We start from the raw sequence: 14878 nt of genomic DNA on the forward strand, positions 1-14878 counted from the left end.
GCCAGAACCGCACCCGGGCGGCGCCTAGTCGTTGCCGAGGATGATGATGGCGGCGGTAGGGGGTAACGCGTCCTCGTGGTACCGCTCGATCTCCTCGATGGCGATCGGGTCGGCCTGCTGGAGGAACTGGGTGAGGCGGGTGACCTCCTCGGTCTCGCCGATGGAGTCGGCGGCGCGGCGGAGGGCGTAGAGGGAGAGCAGGAATCCGCGGTTGGGTCCGTGGCGCCAGGGGATGGGGCCCTGGCCGCGCCAGCCGGCTCCGCGGAGGAGATCGAGGCCGCGGTGGTAGCCGACGCGGGCGTAGGCGTAGGAGGGGAGGGCCGCGTCGATGCCCCAGACGCTGTCGGCGAGCAGTGCCCAGGCCAGCGGGGAGCGCGGGGGGCCGTGGTCGCGGCACGAGCGTGGTGCGGGTGCTGGAGGGTCGGGCCGTGCCTTCGGCGCGAGCCGCTTCGGGCCCTGGACGTGGGACGTGCGTTCGGCGCGAGGCCGGCCTCGGGTGGCGGGTGATCTAGGCGGCGCGAGAGGGCTGCGGCAGGATGGGGGGATGGACGGCGGGGCGGTGGAGCGGCTTCTCGAAGGGCTTCCGGGAGCGGAGGCGGGGTTCCCGTTCGGGGAGGGGATCCGGGTGTGGAAGGTCGCGGGGAAGGTCTTCGCGCTCGAGTCGGAGCGGTTCGGGCGGCCGGTCGTGAGCGTGAAGGCGCTGCCCGAGAACGTGGTGCACCTGGTCGCGGGGGTCGACGGGATCGAGCCCGGCTACCACCTGAACAAGAAGCACTGGGTCACCGTCGACGCCGGCGGGATCGTCGAGCCCGAGCTGGTGCTCGAGCTCATCGAGGAGTCGCACGCGATCGTGGTCGCGAACCTGCCGAAACGGCTCCGCCTCGCCCTCGACGGCACGGCGTCCGGATCGTTGAACGAGGACGTCTGACAGCGGCCGGGACGCGCAGGGCCCGGACGCGCAGACCCCCGAACCGGCCGAGCCCGGACGCGCTGTGCCCGCGGCCCGACGGAGGGCCGGACGCCTGACGGTGCCCGCCTGCGCAGCGCCTGGACGCGCGGGTGCACAGGACCCGCGAGGGGGCGCCGACGCCTGACGGCAGCTGGACGCGCACCGCCCTCGACGTCCAGCGCCCGAGGCCTGCGACGACCCCTGGATGCACGGAATCCCCCGCCGCAGCAGGGGATCCCGGAACGTCTCGCGCGCGGAGCGGCTACAGGCCGTAGGAGCGGAGGTACGCGGCGGTGTCGTGCCAGCCCTCGACGGCGAAGCACTCGACGCCCATCGCCTTGACGGGGTAGTCGTTGCCGTCCGGGTCGAGGCGGTCGCCGACGAAGATCATGTCGTCGAGGGGGATGCCCGTGAGCTCGGTGAGCTTGTTCATCCCGTACGCCTTGTCGATGCCCTTGCGGGTGATGTCGACCGACGTCGAGCCGCCGGAGCGGACCTCGAGGTCGGGGAGCACGGCCTGCACGGCCTCACGGAGGGTGTTCTTCTTCTCGCCGTCCGGGTCCCAGGCCTGCTTGACCTCGACGGGCGCGGACTGGCCGAGGGCCGAGAAGGTGATCTGCGAGTCGCGGTCCTCGAGGATCGGGCCCCAGGTCTCGGACTCCCAGTAGCCGAGCTCCTTCGCCTTCTCCTCGACGGCGGCGAGCGCGCGCGACTTCTCGTCCTCGGTGAGGTTCTCGGCGTAGATCTGCGCCCAGTCGCCGTTCTCGTACCGGTAGTACTGCGTGCCGCAGGTGGGCATGAGGTGCAGCTTCGCGAGCACCTCGGGGTCGGCGCCCTCGAGGCGGTCGAGCACCTGCATCCGGAACTGGCCGATCTGGCCGCCCGAGATGATGCACACCTCGGTGGCCTGGAGCAGCTTCACGAAGAGGTCGGCCATCGCCGGGTCGACGGGGGACTTCGAGGCGGCGAGGGTGTCGTCGAGGTCGAAGGCCATCAGGCGGGGCAGGGTGCTCATGGAACTCGTTTCACGGTCTGCGGACGGGGCGGTAACGAGGATACGGGGCGCCGCCGGAACGCGCTCGCGGTCGGCGCGAGCGGGCTCCGAGCGCAGACTGGGGGCATGACCGCCGCCACAGCGCCCGACGGAGGACGCCGCTCCCTCCCGCGCACTCTCGCCCGCATCCTCCTGGGCCTGCTGCTCGTCACGGCCGGCACGGCGCACCTGACGGTCGCGCGTCAGGCCTTCCAGGCGCAGGTCCCGCCGTGGCTGCCGGCCGACCCGGACCTGGTGGTCGTCGCGTCGGGCGTCGTCGAGATCGCGCTCGGGCTGGCGCTCGTCGTGCTCGTGCGGTGGCGCGTGATCGTGGGAGTCGTGGTGGCCGCGTTCTTCGTCGCGGTCTTCCCTGGGAACATCTCGCAGCTGGTGACGCGGACGCCGGCGTTCGGCCTCGAGACGGACGCGGCGCGCGCGGTGCGGCTCGTCTTCCAGCCCCTGCTGGTGGTCTGGGCGCTCTGGTCGACCGGGGCGTTCTCAGCCTGGCGGGCCCGCCGGTCGCGACGCCGCGGGGACTGAGCCGCCGGTCCGCGGCCCGATCGTCCCGCGATCCTCCGGAACGGCGAACGGCGGCCGGCGGGAGACCCCGCCGACCGCCGCCCGTGCCCTGCTCGGCTAGGCCGCGAGGCGGCGTCGCGCGACGACCAGCGCGAGACCCGACAGCAGCAGCACGAGGGCTCCGCCGATCAGGCCGGCCGCGTCGGCGCCGGTGTTCGCGAGCGAGCCCGGGCCGGAGCCTCCCGCGACGGGGGCCGCCGTGGTGGTGGGGTGCGGCGACGGAGCGGTGGTGGGCTGCTCCGTCGGGGTGCCGGGCTCGGTCGGCGCCGGGGTGACCGGGACCTCGGCGGCGGGCTCCGTCGTCAGCGACCAGTTGGGGTCGTAGAAGTCGGCCTGGTCGATCACACCGCGGGCGGTCGACCAGTCGATGAGGAGCTGGCGGATCTCGAGGCGCTCGTCGTAGACGAGCGGTGCCTGCGCGACGGCCGGGTAGGCGCCTCCGCCGCTCTGGCGGTAGTTGTTGACCGCCATCACGAAGCGCTCGTCGTCGGCGACGGGTGTGCCGTCGGCGTGGGCGAGACCGCGGATCCGCGAGCCGGCGGGCTGGGACACGTCGATCACGTAGTCCAGGCCCGAGATCGCGTCGTAGTTGTAGTCCGGGATGCCGTCGGCTCGGTCCTCGGTCGTCGCGTTGGTGCCGGTCTCGGGGTCGAACACGGCGCCCTCGGCGGTCTGCACGAAGTAGCGGGCCGAGAACTCGAGGTAGTCGCGCACCTCGGCTCCGGTCAGCTCCACTCCGCGGAGGGTGTTCTCGTAGATGTACAGGCCCGCGATGTCGCGGATGCTGACCTGCCCCTTCGGGAAGACGGCGGTGCGCGAGAACGGCGACGCCTGCGAGATCACCGGCAGGTCGGCCCACTCGGTGCCCTCGAGAGCCGTCTCGACGGTCTCGGCCTGGACGGTGTTGATGAAGTCGATGATCGGGGTGTCCTCGTAGCGCGAGGTCGCGGCCGAGAGCTCCTCGACCGAGTCGGCGACGGGGGTGTTCACGTACTCGATCGTGGCGGCGTGCTGCTCCGCGAGGGCGTCGACCAGTGCGGGCGACTCCTCGGCGATGTCCTTCGCGTAGACGGGCTGCGTGACGGGCGCGTTCCCGGCCGACCAGTCGACCTCGAGGCCGCCCGCGGCGTCCGGCACCAGGTTCAGCGTGACCTCGGTGAGGCCCTGCGCCCAGAACTCGGGCTGGGTGACCAGCACCTGCTCGCCGGCGACGTTGGTGAACAGCGTCTGCGGCAGGTCCTTGTGGCTGTGGCCGGCGACGACCACGTCGATGCCGGGGACCTGCGTCGCGATGTTGTTGACGACGTCCTCGTTGAGATCGGCGGCGTCGTACTCGGCGTCGGGCACCGTGCCCTGGCCGGTGTGCGCGAGGACGACGACCACGTCCGCCTGCTCCTGCACGATCGGGACCCACTGCTTCGCGGCGGCGACCATGTCCTGGAACTCGAGGACGCCGTCGACGTACTGCTTGTCCCAGACGCGGACGCCGGGGGTGACGAGGCCGAGGACGCCGACGGTGACCGTCTTCCCGTCGATCTCGCGCTCGATCAGCGTGTAGGGGTCGTGGTACGGCTTGCCGGTGGCGACGTCGACGACGTTCGCGCCCAGCAGCGGGGCGTTCAGGTCGCCCTCGTACGCGCTGAGCATGTCGAGCCCGTAGTTGTACTCGTGGTTGCCGACGACCTGCGCGTCGTAGCCGATGGTGTTGAACGCGGTGGCCATCGGGTGCGTCGTCTCGCCGGAGAGGACGCCCGCGGCGCCGTCGCCGAGGCCGTAGTAGTAGGTGAGCGGCGTGCCCTGGATCGCGTCGCCGTTGTCCATGACGAGCACGGACTCCTCGCCCTTCTCGGCGCGGAGGCGGTCGACCTCGGTCGCGACGCGGGTGAGGCCGAGCGCACCGTCGGCCGGGTACGGCGCGTTCGCGAAGTAGTCCCAGTCGTAGACGTGCCCGTGCGTGTCGGTCGTCGACACCAGGGTGAGCTCGACGCCGTCGTCGAGCGGGGCGGCCGAGGCGATCGGAGCGGCGGTGGCGGCTCCGAGTGCGACGACGGCGAGGAGGCTTGCGGCGCGGAGTCTGCGCATCGTGGTCCTGTTCGCGTGATGAGTGGAGTGTGAACGTCCTCGAATCTATGCGCCGCGTGTGAACTGCGCATGACGGGATCGAGAGCATTGCTCGGCGATGGATCCGCGGTGCCGGCCCGGAGCCGGGGGAGTCCGCGGTGCCGCCCCCGCACGCTGGAGCCGTCCTCCGGCCCCTCCGCTAGAATCGAGCGGCTGGTCGCGCGGAGGCGGCACGACTGCCGCGCCGCACCCGCCCACCCCCGCCCCTCCCGTCGAGAAGGACACGCCATGCCAGCAATCGTCATCACCGGCGCCCAGTGGGGCGACGAGGGCAAGGGACGCGCCACCGACCTCCTCGGCAGCCGCGTCGACTACGTCGTGAAGTTCAACGGTGGCAACAACGCCGGGCACACGGTCGTGGTGGGCGACGAGAAGTACGCCCTGCACCTGCTCCCCTCCGGCATCCTCACCCCGGGCGTCGTCCCGGTCATCGCGAACGGCGTCGTCGTCGACATCGAGGTGCTGTTCCACGAGCTCGAGGCGCTGAGCGCGCGCGGGGTCGACGTGTCGAAGCTGCTCGTCAGCGCCAACGCACACGTCATCACCAGCTACCACCGCACCCTCGACAAGGTGACGGAGCGCTTCCTCGGCAAGCGCCAGATCGGCACCACCGGCCGCGGCATCGGCCCGGCGTACGCCGACAAGATCAACCGCGTCGGCATCCGCATCCAGGACCTCTTCGACGAGAACATCCTCCGCCAGAAGGTCGAGGGCGCCCTCGACCAGAAGAACCACCTGCTGGTGAAGGTCTACAACCGCCGCGCGATCCTGGTCGAGCAGGTGCTGGAGGACCTGCTGCAGTACACCGAGCGCCTGCGCCCGATGGTCGCCGACACGTCGCTGATCCTCTCGCAGGCGCTCGACGCCGGCAGGACGGTGCTGTTCGAGGCCGGCCAGGCCACGATGCTCGACGTCGACCACGGCACCTACCCGTTCGTCACCTCCTCCAACGCGACCTCGGGAGGAGCGGCCACCGGCTCCGGAGTCGCACCGAACCGCATCGACCGCGTCATCGCGGTCATCAAGGCGTACACGACCCGCGTCGGCGCCGGCCCGTTCCCGACCGAGCTCTTCGACGAGTGGGGCGAGTACCTCCGCCGGCAGGGCTTCGAGTTCGGCACCACGACCGGCCGCCCGCGCCGCTGCGGCTGGTACGACGCCCCGATCGCCCGCTACTCGGCGCGGATCAACGGGGTCACCGACTTCGTCCTCACCAAGCTCGACGTGCTCTCGGGCCTCGAGACCATCCCCGTCTGCGTCGCCTACGACGTCGACGGCGTGCGCCACGACGAGGTCCCGGTCTCGCAGAGCGACTTCCACCATGCGAAGCCGATCTACGAGGAGTTCCCCGGCTGGCAGGAGGACATCTCCGGCTGCCGCGAGTTCTCGGACCTGCCGCAGACCGCGCAGGACTACGTGCGCGCGCTCGAGGCGATGAGCGGTGCCCGGTTCTCGGCGATCGGCGTCGGGCCGGAGCGCGAGCAGGTCGTCGTGCTGCACGACCTGCTCGACTAGAAGCGGCGAGGAGCCGGGCCGGGCAGCCCTCTCGGAGGCGGCCGTCGTGTTCACAGCGGAGGAAGAACATCGGTGACCTCGCGGAGTGACGCGGATCCCGGGCCCTCTCGACGAATCCTTCTTCCGGTGTGGACACGACCGCCGCCGAGCGCGCCGGATAATCGGCGCATGCAGATCTACGCCGACCTCCCGGCCGTCCGCGCGCGGCAGATCCTGGCCGACGCCCTCGCTCTCGGCGTGGCCGTCGTGGCGATCGCCGCGGGGATCGCGGTCGGCTCGCTGATCGCCGGCCTGGCCGAGATCGGCCGGCGGCTCGAGAGCGCCGGCAGCGGCTTCGGCTCGACCATGAGCGACGCCGGGACCACCCTCGGCGGCATCCCCCTGCTCGGCGACGCCGTGCGCGCGCCGTTCGACGAGGCGAGCGGGGCCGGCTCCGTGCTGGCCGCCGCCGGACGCGACCAGCAGCAGCTCGCGAGCGCCCTGGCCGTGGTCGCCGGGCTCGCCGTCGGGGGCCTCCCGCTCCTGCTCCTGGCCGTGCTCTGGCTCCGGCCCCGGCTCCGCTTCGCCCGCCGGACCGCCGAGCTGCGCGCCCTCGGCTCGACCGGCGGCGGAACCGAGCTGCTGGCCCTGCGCGCGCTCACCCAGGCGTCCCCCCGCGACATCCTCGCCGCGCACCCGGACGCCGCCGCGGGCTGGCGGACCGGCGACCCCGCCGTCACCGCCGCGCTGGCGGCCCTCGCCCTCCGCCGGGCGGGGCTCCGGCCCCGCTGACCCCGCAGGACCATCGCGGGTCCGCCGGAGGGATGACGCCGCGAGCCACTGCGGACGACGCCGGCGACACGGGTGCCTCCGTAGCGTCGAGGACATGCAGAACCAGACCTCCTCCGTCGTGGCGCGCGTCGAGGGCGTGCGCAAGCTCTACGGCAGCACGCCGCCCGTCGTCGCCCTCGACGACGTCACGCTCTCGATCGAGCGGGGCGAGTTCACCGCGGTGATGGGCCCCAGCGGATCCGGCAAGTCGACGCTCATGCACGTCCTCGCCGGCCTCGACACCGCCTCCTCCGGCCGCGTGTTCCTCGGGGACGCCGAGATCACCTCGATGAGCGACGCCGAGCTGACCGTGCTCCGCCGCCGCAGCGTCGGCTTCGTCTTCCAGGCCTTCAACCTCGTCCCCACGCTCGACGTGCGCGGAAACATCCGCCTCCCGTTCGAGCTCGACGGCCGCTCCGTGACCGGCGACGAGGAGCAGTGGATCGCCCGGCTGATCGAGTCCCTCGGGCTCCGCGAGCGCCTCACGCACCGGCCCCATGAGCTCTCGGGCGGGCAGCAGCAGCGCGTGGCGATCGCCCGCGCCCTCGCCACCCGGCCGCAGCTGATCTTCGCCGACGAGCCCACCGGCAACCTGGACTCGCGCACCGGCCGCGAGGTCCTCAGCCTGCTCCGGGCCTCCACCCGCGAGTACGGCCAGTCGATCGCCATGGTCACCCACGACCCGATCGCGGCGGCCTATGCCGACCGCATCGTCTTCCTCCGCGACGGGGCCGTCGTCGACGACCGCCGCGGGATGAGCGCCGAGGAGATCTCGCGCGCGATGCTCACGATGGAGGGCGCGGCGTGAGCGGCGTGCGCACGGGCTCGAGCCAGGGCGGGGGCGCCATCGTCACCGTCGCCGCACTCGCCGCGGCGTTCGGCGCCGTGCTGGTGCAGGTCATCGCCGACATGGTCGCGGCCTTCGCGGCAGCGGGGATCGACGGCATCGGCCAGGTCGCCCTCATGCTCGGGATGGTCGGCGTCGTCTTCTTCGGCATCGCGGTGTTCGTGGGCGGGATCGTCACGGCCAACGCGGTCTCGACCGTCATCGCCGGGCGCACCCGCGAGATCGCCCTGCTGCGCCTGCTCGGCGCCTCCGGCCGGTCGCTGCGCAGCGGGATCGTCCGCACGGGCCTCCTGCAGGGGCTCCTCGGAGCGGCGATCGGCCTGGTCGCCGGCGTCGCTCTCGTGGCGCTCGCCGCGGAGCTCGCCATCCGGAGCGGCACCCTGCCCCGCTTCGACTACCCGCTCGTCTCGCCCGGCCTCGTGCTGCCGCTGATCGCCGTGGTCGCCTCGACGGTCATCGCCTCGTGGTCCGGATCGCGCCGCGTGCTCGCGGTCGCGCCGTCGCAGGCCGCCGGATCGTCCGCCGAGCCCCGCTACGAGGAGCTGCGCGGCCGCACCGCCCGCAACGTCACGGCGATCGTCTTCGTCGTGGTCGGCGCGCTGCTGCTCGCCGGCGGCGTGGTGTTCGGGCTGGCCAACCCCGGCGGCGTCCTGCTCGGGCTGGTCGGAGGCATGGCGTCCTTCACCGGCGTGATCCTCGGGGCGCCCGTCCTGCTCCCTCCGCTCACGGCCCTCGTGGGCCGCGCCTTCGGCCGGGGCCCCGTCGCCCGCCTGGCGTCCGCCAACGCCGTCCGCAATCCGGCGCGCAGCGCCCGCGCCGTCATCGGACTGGTCATCGGAGTGTCGCTGGTCACGATGTTCGCGGTCGCCGCCGCCACCTTCGGCACGATCATGGAGCGCTCGGGTGAGACGAATCCCGAGGTGATCGCGGCGTTCGAGCAGTTCATCCAGGTGAGCACCGCGGTGATGAGCGTCCTGCTCGGCTTCTCGGTCGTTCTGGCCGCCGTCGGCATGGTCAACACGCTGTCGCTCAGCGTGCTGCAGCGCCGGCGCGAGCTGGGCCTGCTCCGCGCGCTCGGCTTCACCGGCTCGCAGGTGCGGTCGATGGTGGTGCTCGAGGCGGCGCAGATGATCATCGCTGCCGCGGTGCTCGGCATCGTGCTCGGGATCGTGTACGGCTGGTGCGGCGCGATCTCGGTGTTCGGCTCGCTGCCGGGCATCGGACTGATCCCGCCGACCGTCCCGGTGCCGATCCTGGTGGCCGTGCTCGTGGTCGGTGTCGTGATCACGGTCGTCTCGGCCGTGCTGCCCGCCCGCCGCGCCACGAAGGTGTCGCCGGTCGCCGCTCTCGCCGTGGCCTGAGAGCCGGCACCACGCCGAACCCGCGGCCTGAGGATCGGCGCCCTCACACCACCGAGAACCCCGCGGCGAGGGGCTCCCGCCCGCTCAGCGCGAGCAGGAGCTCCTCGCCGCGTCCGGCTCGAGCGGCCAGCCCACCGGTCAGCGCGATGCACGCCTCGACGGCCTCGGCGGGCAGCACGTGCGGGATCCCGGTGGCGCGCGAGAGGTCGAGCGTGTGCACGACCAGCTCGAGCAGCCGGGTCCGGAGGTACTCGTCCAGCTCGATCGCGTGGCCGCCCACGGCGACGAGGCGGCCGGGACGCTGGGCGGCGACCAGCTCGACCGCGCGGCCCGCCGCCTCCGCCAGCGCCTGAGCCGGCCTGTCGCCGAGCAGCAGCCCCGCCTCGACCCCGCGTCGCGCCACCGCCGCGGGGTCGGCGACGTTCCCGGCAAGCGCGGCGTAGTAGCCGAGCGCGTCCTCGATGGTCGGCTCGGGCGGCTCCGGAGCGAGGAGGTACGCCTCGACCGTCAGCACCGCTCGCGACGCATGGCCCGCGAGGCCGCGGACGTCCCAGACACCGAGCCCCGGCTGCTCCCACTGGTCCTCCCGCACCTGCGCGAGCAGGCCGATGAGGGCGGCGGCGGCGGACTCGAACAGCGCGGCGGTGCTCATGGAGCCATGCTGGCACGGTGCCCCACACTGATCGCATGAGCAGTCCCCGCCGCCCCGGTCCCGTCACGCTCGTCGGCCGCTCGATCGTCCTCGAGCCGCTCGCCGCCGAGCACGTCGAGCCGCTCGGGCGGGCGATCGGGCGTCCGGAGGTGTTCGCTAGCGGCTACGGAGGAGGACCCGCCGGTTTCCCCGGCACCCCGGAGGAGTTCCGCGCCTTCGTCGACCGCTACTACCCCTGGGGCACGGGCCTGCCGTTCGCTGTGCTGCAGGAGGGGCGCGTCGTCGGCACGACCTCGCTGGCCGACTTCGACGAGACGCGCGAGGCGGCCCACCTCGGCTGGACGGCCTACGCGCCCGAGACGTGGGGCACCGTCGTGAACCCGGAGGCGAAGCGGCTGGTGCTCGGGCTCGCCTTCGACAGCGGCTACGAGCGGGTGAAGCTCCAGGCGGATGCGGTGAACGCGCGCTCGCGGGCCGCGATCCTCCGCCTCGGCGCCGTGTTCGAGGGGGTGCTCCGCCACGACCAGCGGCGGGCCGACGGCTCGTGGCGCGACACGGCCGTCCACTCGATCCTCGCGGCCGAGTGGCCGGCCGTCCGCGACGCGCTCGACCGCCGGATCGACGCGGCGCTAGCGCTCCCTCCCTCGACCGCGCAACCGCTGACCGGGCGGCCGCCCGAGGAGTAGGAAGAAGGCATGGAACGCATCCACTACGCCGGCAGCTCCGTGCTGACGGGTACCGCCATCGCGCGGTCGCTGCTGGCCTACGCGGAGGCGCTGGCGCTCACCAAGGGGTCGATCACGGTCGACATCCCGATCCGCCAGGAGTCCGGCCGGCCCGGACGGGCGGCGCTGCTGATCGGACCGGCGAGCCAGCTGTTCTCGGAGTCCGAGGACGACGGAGCCGAGGAGCTCCTCGACGAGGAGCTCGTCGAGCGCTTCACCCGCGAGACGGCCCGCCTGGGCGTCTCGCACCCCGTGGCCGAGGAGGACGGCGGCGCCGGGCCCCTCTCCGCCGTCGACACCGAGATCCCGCACTTCCACGGCGAGGACGACTCCTGGTGAGCATCCGGGGCGCCGGTAGGATCGACACTCACGACTCCGCCCGATCCTTCGCGGACGGGCGACTTCCCGAACGGAGAACCGCCTGATGGGGCGACTGATCTACGACTCGACCCTCGAGGCCGACTTCGACGACCGTCTGCTGGCGCACCTGCAGATCGTGATCGGCTCGAAGCTCGCGCGCAACGAGTCCTTCTACTTCTCGTGGAAGGACTCGCAGGCGGTCGGCGACGGACGCACCTCGATCTGGCTGCACCCCGCCATCCCGTTGCGCTTCAAGTACCACGGCGGCCGTGCCCCGAACATCAACCCGGACTGGATCCGACAGCTGCTCGCCGACTCGCACACGGCGCACGGGCTGCGGATCAGCGAGGAGCCCCACGGGACCGCCCGTCAGAGCGAGGAGAGCATGCTGTGAAGCGCGTCGAGATCATCTACGGCGGAGCGCCGTTCAGCCTGAGCGAGACGTCGGCCGCGGAGGTGCGCGAGAGCATCGACCGCGCCCTGGACGGCTCCGCGTCGCGCTGGATCACGGTGAACCAGGGCGAGGGCGAGCCCCGCGAGACCTCGATCCTGATCACGCCGGGAGTGGCGTTCTCGGTCGCCGACGTCGCGCACTGAGGTCGACGCCGCGGTCACGGTGATCGCCGCCGCTCACGCCGCCGGCTCGGTCCGGGGCGCTCGCACCGCCGGCCCGCCTCGGAACGACTGCCGTCCTCAGCGCACCCGCCCCGCTCAGCCCGCCAGCACGCGCGGGAACTCCCCCGGGGATCTCGCTCGCGAGGTACCCGGCCGGGCCGATCCGTGCGGAGAGGCGCGTGTCAGCCTCCGTGTGCAGGAACGCGCCCCACGCGGCCGCGCCCATCGGATCGACGCCGCGCCCGCGCAGGCCCGCCGTCGCTCCGGCGAGCACGTCGCCGCTGCCCGCGGTGGCCAGCCCGGGGTGCTCGCCCTCGATCCGCACCGCGTCGCCGTCGGGCGAGGCGATCGTGTTGAACAGGCTCACCACCGCGCCGTAGCGCTCGGCGACAGCGAGGGCGGCCCGCTCGACGTCGTCGACCTCCTCGCCGAGGAGGCGGGACGCCTCCTCCGAGTTCGCGGTCAGCAGGAGCCGGCCCGCGAGCCTCCACGCGAGACGGCGCTGCCCGGGCAGGACCCCGAGCGGGAAGGCGTCGAGGTGCACGGCCGGCACGTCGTCGAGGAGCGGAGCGAGGGCACGGAGGGTCGCGGCGGTCGCGCGCGGGTCGTCCAGGCCGGGTCCGATCAGGGCGACGTCGGCGGAGGAGAGCTCGCGGGCCAGGACGTCGAGCCCGCGGCCCGAGACGGAGCCGGTGCGCGTCTCCGCGAGCGGGACCACTCCGCACTCCGGCAGCGCGACCGCGGTGGCCGACGCGACCGACTCGGCGACACAGAGCGTGATGCGCCCCGCGCCGGTCCGCAGCGCGGCGATCCCCGCGAGGATCGCGGCGCCGGGCGTCTTGCGGGCGCCGCCGACGACGACCACGTCGCCGCGGGAGTGCTTCGAGCCTCCGGGCTCCGGGAGGGGCCAGCGCTGCTCGAGCAGGGCGCGGGAGACGAGGTCACTCATGAGGGTCTCCTTCTCCGGCTGCGCGGTCGTCGTGCCGGGTGACGGGGGCGCCGGAGCGCTCGAGGTGGGACGTGCGGTTGAAGAGCTCGAGGCGCCACGCGTCGCCGTCGCGGACGAGACGGGTGACGGAGCCGTTGGCGACGGGCGTCGAAGCGCCGATGTCGAGCAGCTCGTGCTCGGAGAGGCCCTCGAGGACGTAGCGGAGGACGAGGACGACCGCGTCGTGGCAGAAGAGGATCGCCGGCCCGGGAGGCGCGGCGACGGCGAGGTGGTCGACGAAGGCGCGGACGCGGAGCGCGAGGTCCGTCCAGGCCTCGCCTCCCGGCGGCCGGTAGTAGAACTTGCCGAGCCACTCGCGCCGCGCCGCCTCCTCGGGCATCCGGGCCCGCACGCCGGCGGAGGTGAGGCGGTCGGTGACGCCGAGGTCGCGGTCGCGCAGGCGCTCGTCGGGGCGCAGCCGCAGGTCGATGCCGGCCTCGCCGAGGGCGAGGCGGGCGGTCGCGGAGGCGCGGCGGTAGGGCGACGTCCAGGCGGAGGCGGGCCGCGCCTCCTCGGATAGCCAGCGGCCGAGCGCGCGCGCCTGCTCCTCGCCGGCGGGGGAGAGCTCGACGTCGGGGTCGCGGCGGTCGACGGCGATCTCGTGCGCCCCCGAGGCCTCGGCGGCGCTCGCCGCGATGTTGGCGAGGCTCTCGCCGTGACGGACGAGGAGGAGCGCGGTCGGGCCGGTGGAGGAGGCGGGCATGGCTCCACGCTCCGCCTCGCGGGACGGAGGCGCCAGGGGGTTCCGCCGCGGCGACGCGGGTTGCTACGGAGGGGTTCCGCCGCCGTCAGGGCGCCTCTCCGTCGGCGCGCTCCTCCGCAGAGACCGCCGTGACGACCGCGGTGAGCGTCTCGGGGTCGCTCAGGATGCGGAAGTGCCCGCCGGTCTCGATCCGGACGTTGACCGCGCCCTCGAGCATGCTGCCCTCGGGGATGTGCGGATCGAAGAGGCCGAACACGGACGTGATCCGCGCGTTCGCTCCGGAGCGGCTCGACAGCAGCAGGGTCGTGGCGTCGCGCGGCGAGAAGGCGCGCAGGCTCCGGAGGACCAGGTAGGGCGCGTAGCGGGAGCCGCCGAACGGAGTCGCCACGGCGACCATCCGGTCGACCCGGCCGTCCGGGTCGAGCTCGGTCATCACGTACTTGCCGATCAGTCCGCCCTTGCTGTGGGCGACGATCACCACGTCGCGGAGCCCGTGCTCGGCGAGGTAGGCGGCCACGTCCTCGGCCGTCCGGGCGACCGGGCGGCCGTTGCGGCCGAGGCTCGTCAGCACGTGGAGAGGGTGCCCGCGCTCGTGCAGCGGATCGATGATCGGGCGGAGGAAGGACCAGGTCTCCCAGATCCCCGGCAGGACCACGACGGGCCGCCGGTCGCCGTCGAGGTAGTCGTCCGGGGCACGGCGCGAGAGGACGCCGCGCACCTGCCAGGCGACGGCGTAGGCGTAGTCGCGGATCCACCAGACGGCGTCGCGGACCAGGCGCCGGAGCCGGCTCATGCGGCCGGCTCCGACCGGAGGGGGAGCGGGGCGGCGGGCCTCTCGCCGAGCGCGGCGGCGAAGCGGAGGATCTCGCGGGCGAGCGCTCCGGGCTCGGTGCGGGGGACGACGTGGCGCGAGCCGGCGAACTCGACGAGCCGCCCCTCGCGCGCGTGGGCCGTGAGCCGCTCGCACCAGTCACGGGTGGCGATCGGATCGTCGCGGCCGCGGGCGACGAGGACCGGCACCTCCAGCCGGGCGACGCGCTCCTGGACCGGATGCCGCAGCATCTCGGGCAGCTGGCGCAGGTACCAGCGCAGGCCGCCGCGCAGGTAGTCGGCCAGCAGGATCGCGTCGACGCCCACCGGCTCGCCGAGGCAGTCCCGCAGCAGCGCGAGCCCCTGGCGGACCGCTCCGGGCCGCTGCGGATCCACCACCGGCCCGATGAGCACCGCGCCGTCGACGAGGCCGGGCGCGCGCAGCCCCAGCTCGACCGCCACCTGCGACCCCATCGAGTGCCCGACGACGACCGCGCGCGAGACGCCCAGTCCGCGGAGGACCTGCTCGACCTGCCGCGCGTGGTCCTCGAGGCCGACCCTCCGCCGCGGGCGCGCGTTCGCGCCGAAGCCGGCGAGGTCGACGCCGATCACCCGGCCGTGCCGCTTCAGGCGGGCGGCGAGCGGCGAGAAGGTGTGGTGCGACATCCCGATCCCGTGGATCAGGACGAACACCGCGCCCGCTCCGGCCGGACCGGTGTCGACCGTCCGCAGCGTGACGCCCTCGACCTCGTGTCGCACGGGGAGGACGCGGCGGGGCGGTGTCGGCAGCATCGTCCCAGGCTAGGGATC

At 73.5% G+C, this 14878-nt stretch carries 18 protein-coding genes; 10 read left to right on the forward strand and 8 right to left on the reverse strand.

Annotation, left to right across the window (positions count from 1 at the left end):
• Positions 1-24: 24 nt before the first annotated feature.
• Positions 25-546, reverse strand: coding sequence for a DUF3151 domain-containing protein (locus C5D04_RS06145; RefSeq protein WP_104347433.1), 522 nt, complete (start codon positions 544-546; stop codon positions 25-27).
• On the opposite strand from C5D04_RS06145, the gene C5D04_RS06150 reads away from it, so the two are divergent.
• Positions 545-928, forward strand: coding sequence for an MmcQ/YjbR family DNA-binding protein (locus C5D04_RS06150; RefSeq protein WP_104347403.1), 384 nt, complete (start codon positions 545-547; stop codon positions 926-928). The two genes, C5D04_RS06145 and C5D04_RS06150, sit on opposite strands and share 2 nt — an antisense overlap.
• Positions 929-1211: 283 nt before the next feature.
• Here C5D04_RS06150 and C5D04_RS06155 read toward each other — a convergent pair whose 3' ends face one another.
• Complete coding sequence (locus C5D04_RS06155; protein ID WP_104222786.1) at positions 1212-1964, reverse strand: HAD-IIB family hydrolase; 753 nt, start codon at positions 1962-1964, stop codon at positions 1212-1214.
• Positions 1965-2069: 105 nt separating this feature from the next.
• Here C5D04_RS06155 and C5D04_RS06160 point away from each other — a divergent pair, with 105 nt between their 5' ends.
• Positions 2070-2522: a DoxX family membrane protein gene (locus C5D04_RS06160; protein WP_104347404.1), complete on the forward strand. Its 453-nt coding sequence runs from the start codon at positions 2070-2072 to the stop codon at positions 2520-2522.
• Positions 2523-2618: 96 nt separating this feature from the next.
• Here the strand turns inward: C5D04_RS06160 and C5D04_RS06165 are convergent, their stop codons facing one another.
• Positions 2619-4643, reverse strand: coding sequence for a bifunctional UDP-sugar hydrolase/5'-nucleotidase (locus C5D04_RS06165; protein ID WP_104347405.1), 2025 nt, complete (start codon positions 4641-4643; stop codon positions 2619-2621).
• A 267-nt stretch (positions 4644-4910) separates the two neighbouring features.
• Between C5D04_RS06165 and C5D04_RS06170 the strand changes: the two genes are divergently transcribed.
• The 4 genes from C5D04_RS06170 to C5D04_RS06185 all read left to right on the forward strand — a co-directional run bounded on the left by C5D04_RS06170 (position 4911) and on the right by C5D04_RS06185 (position 9215).
• On the forward strand, positions 4911-6197 hold the full coding sequence (locus C5D04_RS06170) for an adenylosuccinate synthase (protein ID WP_104234282.1): 1287 nt from the start codon (positions 4911-4913) through the stop codon (positions 6195-6197).
• A gap of 168 nt (positions 6198-6365) precedes the next feature.
• A complete protein-coding gene (locus tag C5D04_RS06175) occupies positions 6366-6968 on the forward strand; it encodes a hypothetical protein (RefSeq protein ID WP_104234281.1) in 603 nt (200 codons plus the stop codon).
• A gap of 94 nt (positions 6969-7062) precedes the next feature.
• Positions 7063-7815 carry an ABC transporter ATP-binding protein gene (locus tag C5D04_RS06180; RefSeq protein ID WP_104222781.1) on the forward strand — a complete coding sequence of 251 codons (753 nt, stop codon included), beginning with the start codon at positions 7063-7065 and terminating at the stop codon, positions 7813-7815.
• A complete protein-coding gene (locus C5D04_RS06185) occupies positions 7812-9215 on the forward strand; it encodes an FtsX-like permease family protein (RefSeq protein WP_104347406.1) in 1404 nt (467 codons plus the stop codon). Before C5D04_RS06180 ends, C5D04_RS06185 begins: the two co-directional genes overlap by 4 nt.
• A 43-nt stretch (positions 9216-9258) precedes the next feature.
• Here C5D04_RS06185 and C5D04_RS06190 read toward each other — a convergent pair whose 3' ends face one another.
• Entirely contained in the window at positions 9259-9867 is a 609-nt protein-coding gene (locus C5D04_RS06190; protein ID WP_104347407.1) for a maleylpyruvate isomerase N-terminal domain-containing protein, read from the reverse strand.
• 35 nt (positions 9868-9902) lie between these two features.
• Between C5D04_RS06190 and C5D04_RS06195 the strand changes: the two genes are divergently transcribed.
• The 4 genes from C5D04_RS06195 to C5D04_RS06210 all read left to right on the forward strand — a co-directional run bounded on the left by C5D04_RS06195 (position 9903) and on the right by C5D04_RS06210 (position 11549).
• Positions 9903-10553, forward strand: coding sequence for a GNAT family N-acetyltransferase (locus tag C5D04_RS06195; RefSeq protein WP_104347408.1), 651 nt, complete (start codon positions 9903-9905; stop codon positions 10551-10553).
• A 9-nt stretch (positions 10554-10562) separates the two neighbouring features.
• Positions 10563-10931 (forward strand): hypothetical protein, encoded by a 369-nt coding sequence (locus C5D04_RS06200; protein ID WP_104222777.1) that lies wholly within the window; start codon positions 10563-10565, stop codon positions 10929-10931.
• 85 nt (positions 10932-11016) lie between these two features.
• Positions 11017-11346 carry an ATP-dependent DNA ligase gene (locus C5D04_RS06205; RefSeq protein ID WP_104222776.1) on the forward strand — a complete coding sequence of 110 codons (330 nt, stop codon included), beginning with the start codon at positions 11017-11019 and terminating at the stop codon, positions 11344-11346.
• Entirely contained in the window at positions 11343-11549 is a 207-nt protein-coding gene (locus C5D04_RS06210) for a hypothetical protein (protein WP_104222775.1), read from the forward strand. The genes C5D04_RS06205 and C5D04_RS06210 overlap by 4 nt, the downstream gene beginning before the upstream one ends.
• On the opposite strand, the gene C5D04_RS06215 is transcribed toward C5D04_RS06210, so the two are convergent.
• From C5D04_RS06215 to C5D04_RS06230, 4 genes are all read right to left on the reverse strand, one after another.
• Positions 11506-12516: an NAD(P)H-hydrate dehydratase gene (locus tag C5D04_RS06215; protein ID WP_104347409.1), complete on the reverse strand. Its 1011-nt coding sequence runs from the start codon at positions 12514-12516 to the stop codon at positions 11506-11508. The genes C5D04_RS06210 and C5D04_RS06215 overlap by 44 nt on opposite strands.
• The gene (locus tag C5D04_RS06220) at positions 12509-13258 is read right to left on the reverse strand and encodes a histidine phosphatase family protein (RefSeq protein WP_104347410.1); all 750 of its coding nucleotides are present in this window, start codon (positions 13256-13258) and stop codon (positions 12509-12511) included. Before C5D04_RS06220 ends, C5D04_RS06215 begins: the two co-directional genes overlap by 8 nt.
• 85 nt (positions 13259-13343) lie before the next feature.
• Positions 13344-14051, reverse strand: a complete 708-nt coding sequence (locus C5D04_RS06225) for a triacylglycerol lipase (RefSeq protein ID WP_104239324.1) — start codon at positions 14049-14051, stop codon at positions 13344-13346.
• Positions 14048-14860, reverse strand: coding sequence for an alpha/beta fold hydrolase (locus tag C5D04_RS06230; protein WP_104288360.1), 813 nt, complete (start codon positions 14858-14860; stop codon positions 14048-14050). The genes C5D04_RS06225 and C5D04_RS06230 overlap by 4 nt, the downstream gene beginning before the upstream one ends.
• Positions 14861-14878: the final 18 nt, after the last annotated feature.

Origin of the sequence: Rathayibacter sp. AY1D2 (genome assembly GCF_002932695.1) — a bacterium.
In the GTDB taxonomy this organism is placed as follows: domain Bacteria; phylum Actinomycetota; class Actinomycetes; order Actinomycetales; family Microbacteriaceae; genus Rathayibacter.